A 4,459-nucleotide genomic window follows, 5' to 3' on the forward strand; every position below is an offset into this window, starting at 1 on the left:
ATGCATTTCCGTTTTAATGTTTAGTATTTTGAAGATATAAAAAGAGTATAGTAATAGATAAGCCGCAAAAGTAATTTTGCGGTTTTTTTAATTTAAAAGATTCTGATTTAACCAAGAAAAGAGAAAAACTCCCAAATTTTAACCTGTTTTTTCTTTTATAAATTGTCAAAAACATTCTTAATAACTTTGATAAATAACATTTAAAAATATATTTGATTTCAACTATATTAGCACAAAATCGATAGTTTCAAAATGCTAGAACAAAATCAATATACCGAAGATAATATCCGTTCACTCGACTGGAAAGAACATATCCGAATGCGTCCCGGAATGTACATTGGGAAACTGGGTGACGGTTCTTCCCCCGATGATGGTATTTATATTTTACTAAAAGAAACAATTGACAACTGTATTGATGAATTTGTCATGGGTGCAGGAAAAGTAATTGAAGTCACTATCAAAGACAAAATGGTTACTGTTCGTGATTATGGTCGTGGAATTCCTCTGGGTAAATTGGTGGATGTCGTTTCCAAAATGAATACTGGTGGTAAGTATGACTCCAAAGCTTTTAAAAAATCAGTTGGATTAAATGGTGTTGGTACCAAAGCGGTAAATGCTTTATCCAATTATTTCCGTGTTGAATCTGTTCGTGATAATCAACATAAAGCAGCTGAATTCTCTGCAGGAAATCTAACTATTGAAGAAGATTTAGTTGAATCTACCAAGCGAAGAGGTACCAAAGTCTCTTTCGTTGCCGATGAAACCATTTTCAAAAATTACAAATACCGAAACGAGTATATTATTAAAATGCTCAAAAATTACTGTTACTTAAATCGTGGATTGACGATTTATTATAATGGTGAAAAATATATATCAGAATTTGGATTAAAAGATTTACTAGAAGAAACCATTTCTGAAGAGGATATGCAATATCCAGTAATACATCTTGAAGGTGATGATATAGAAATTGCTTTGACACATAGCAAATCTCAATATTCAGAGGAATATCATTCGTTTGTGAATGGTCAAAATACGACACAAGGCGGAACGCATTTAGGTGCATTTAGAGAGGCAATTGTAAAGACCATAAAAGAGTTTTACAATAAACCTTTTGAAGCTTCAGATATAAGAAAATCTATTGTTTCTGCTATTGCTGTTAAGGTAGAAGAACCTGTTTTTGAAAGTCAAACCAAAACTAAATTAGGTTCTACCGATATTGGACCAAACGGTCCTTCAGTACGAACGTTTGTAAATGATTTTATCAAAACCAAACTCGATAATTTTTTACATAAAAACCCAGAAGTTGCTGATTTACTGCTTCGCAAAATTCTTCAAGCTGAGCGCGAACGAAAAGAGTTATCTGGAATTCGAAAATTAGCCAAAGACAGAGCCAAAAAAGCCAGTTTGCACAATAAAAAACTACGAGATTGTAGAGTTCATTTGACTGATGCTAAAAACCCTCGAAGTCTAGAAAGCACTCTTTTCATTACCGAAGGAGATTCGGCTTCGGGTTCTATTACTAAATCTCGTGATGTGAATACACAAGCGGTATTTAGTTTGCGTGGAAAGCCATTGAATTCCTATGGTATGACCAAGAAAATTGTGTATGAGAATGAAGAATTCAATTTACTGCAAGCTGCTTTGGATATTGAAGAAGATATGGGAGATTTACGTTACAATAATATTGTAATAGCCACTGATGCCGATGTGGATGGAATGCACATTCGAATGCTTTTGATTACTTTCTTTCTACAATTTTTTCCAGAGTTGATAAAAGACGGACACTTGTATATTTTGCAAACGCCATTATTCCGTGTGCGAAATAAAAAAGAAACCATTTATTGTTACAGCGAAGAAGAACGAGTAAATGCCATAGAAAAATTAAAACCAAAACCTGAAATCACTCGATTTAAAGGATTAGGAGAAATTTCACCCGATGAGTTTAAGAATTTCATTGGCGAAAGCATTCGATTAGATCCAGTAATGTTAGATAAAGCAACCTCTATCGAGACATTGTTAGAATTTTACATGGGTAAAAATACTCCTGATAGACAAACGTTCATTATCAATAATTTGAAAGTGGAATTGGATGTGGTGGAGAAAAGTTAATTTATATGAACACGAAAACCATCATACTAGTTCTAATTGTTTTTATCTTTAGTTTTTCGGCTACATTTTTTATCATCAAAAGTAATGATCATAAAGAATGTAATACATTACAAATGAAAACTAAGGATGCAAACGGCAATTTAATAGAATCACAAAAACATATTTGTAAAGAAAAATATTCTTTTTAAAATATAAAAGATACTGAAATAAATTCAGCATAAATGAAAGACGAAGAAGACGATAGCATCCCAAACGAAGACGAGAACAACGAAGAGTTGAACGAGTCAACAAATGAAGATTCAATAGCAGATGGTTTTGAAGACATCAAATCATCGGGTGTAAATCATTTCTATGAAAATGACGAAAATCCAGAAGATACCATTACCAAAGTCACAGGAATGTACAAAGATTGGTTTTTGGACTACGCTTCCTATGTAATTCTCGAACGTGCCGTTCCTGCTATTGAGGATGGTTTTAAACCGGTGCAACGTCGTATCATGCATTCCATGAAAGAATTGGATGATGGACGTTACAATAAAGTAGCCAATATAGTTGGACACACTATGCAATACCATCCACACGGGGATGCGAGTATTGGAGATGCCATGGTTCAAATTGGTCAGAAAGATTTGATTATCGATATGCAAGGAAACTGGGGAAACATTCTCACAGGCGATAGTGCTGCAGCTTCACGATACATTGAAGCTCGTATTTCAAAGTTTGGTCACGATATTTTGTATTCTCCAAAAATAACTGAATGGGGAATGTCCTATGATGGTCGTCGAGCAGAACCTATAAATCTTCCAGTAAAATTTCCATTATTATTAGCGCAAGGAGCAGAAGGAATTGCAGTAGGGTTGTCAACCAAAGTTTTACCACATAATTTTGTTGAATTAATAGATTCTTCCATCAAAATATTGAAAGGAAAGCCATTTACACTTTTCCCAGATTTCCCAACAGCAGGTATTGCCGATGTTTCCAATTACAACGATGGTGTGCGTGGCGGACGTGTACGTGTGCGTGCCAAAATAGCACAATTAGACAAACAGACTTTAGTTATTACCCAAATTCCATTTTCAACCAATACTTCAACTCTAATTGACAGTATACTGAAAGCCAATGAAAAAGGAAAAATAAAAGTAAAAAAAATAGAGGACAACACAGCTGCCGAAGTGGAAATTTTAATTCATCTTCCGCCCGGTGTTTCTCCTGATAAAACTATTGACGCTTTGTATGCGTTTACCGCTTGTGAAACTTCGGTTGCGCCATTGGGTTGTGTGATTGAAAACCACAAACCATTGTTTATTGGTGTTTCAGATATGTTGAAAATTTCAACACATAGAACAGTTGATTTGCTCAAACGCGAATTGGAAATTCAGTTAGATGAATTAGAAAACAAATGGCATTTCTCGACTTTGGAAAAAATCTTCATACGTGAAGAAATGTATATCGATTTCAAATTGTATTCTGATAGAGAAACGCTTTACGTTTATATGTACGAGGGTTTTAAACCGTTTTCTAAATCATTTGTTCGAGAAATTAATGACGACGATTTACAAAAATTAACACAAATTCCAATGATACGTATCACGCGTTTCGACTCCGATAAAGCGGATGATGCTATTGCTAAGTTGGAAGCTGAAATGGAACAAGTAAAGCATCATCTAGATCATATCATTGATTTTGCCATTGACTTTTTCCAAACCTTAAAAGACAAATATGGAAAAGGAAAAGAACGTCAAACAGAACTTCGTAGTTTTGATAATATTGAAGCTACAAAAGTAGCTTTGCGTAACACAAAATTATATGTCAACCGTGAAGAAGGTTTCTTTGGAACGGGTTTGAAGAAAGATGAATATGTTGCTGATTGTTCTGATATTGATGATATTATTGTTTTCCTTAGAGACGGTAAAATAATGATTGCAAAAGTCGATGATAAAAAATTCGTAGGAAAAGATATTATCCATATTGCTGTTTTTGATAAAAATGACAAGCGTACCATTTACAATATGATGTATCGTGATGGAAAAAATGGTTCTACATTTATCAAGAGATTCAATGTTTCGGGAGTTACTCGCGATAAATTTTACGATTTAACACAAGAAAAATCGGGTTCACAAGTGTTGTATTTTTCTGCTAATCCAAATGGTGAAGCGGAAGTCGTTACTATATTATTACGACAAGTGGGAAGCATAAAGAAACTAAAATGGGATTTAGATTTTACCGATATAGCGATTAAAGGAAGAGCTTCAAGAGGAAATACAGTTACTAAATATCCCATCAAGAAAATAGAACTTAAAGAAAAAGGAATATCCACCTTGCGTCCAAGAAAGGTTTGGTTTGACGATAC

General features: G+C 34.0%; 2 protein-coding genes. Both read left to right on the forward strand.

The window, feature by feature from the left end:
- Positions 1-252: 252 nt before the first annotated feature.
- Positions 253-2,109: a DNA topoisomerase IV subunit B gene (locus tag ACOYLT_RS10245; protein WP_422853752.1), complete on the forward strand. Its 1,857-nt coding sequence runs from the start codon at positions 253-255 to the stop codon at positions 2,107-2,109.
- A gap of 221 nt (positions 2,110-2,330) precedes the next feature.
- Positions 2,331-4,459: DNA gyrase/topoisomerase IV subunit A (locus ACOYLT_RS10250; RefSeq protein ID WP_422853753.1), on the forward strand; the 2,129-nt coding region annotated here is incomplete at its 3' end.

Origin of the sequence: Flavobacterium sp. (assembly GCF_049318185.1) — a bacterium.
Lineage (GTDB): Bacteria > Bacteroidota > Bacteroidia > Flavobacteriales > Flavobacteriaceae > Flavobacterium.

What these genes read in the sequence shown, in the direction of transcription:
- ACOYLT_RS10245 (WP_422853752.1), top strand. Translation starts at nt 253, where the DNA reads ATGCTAGAACAAAATCAATATACCGAAGATAATATCCGTTCACTCGAC.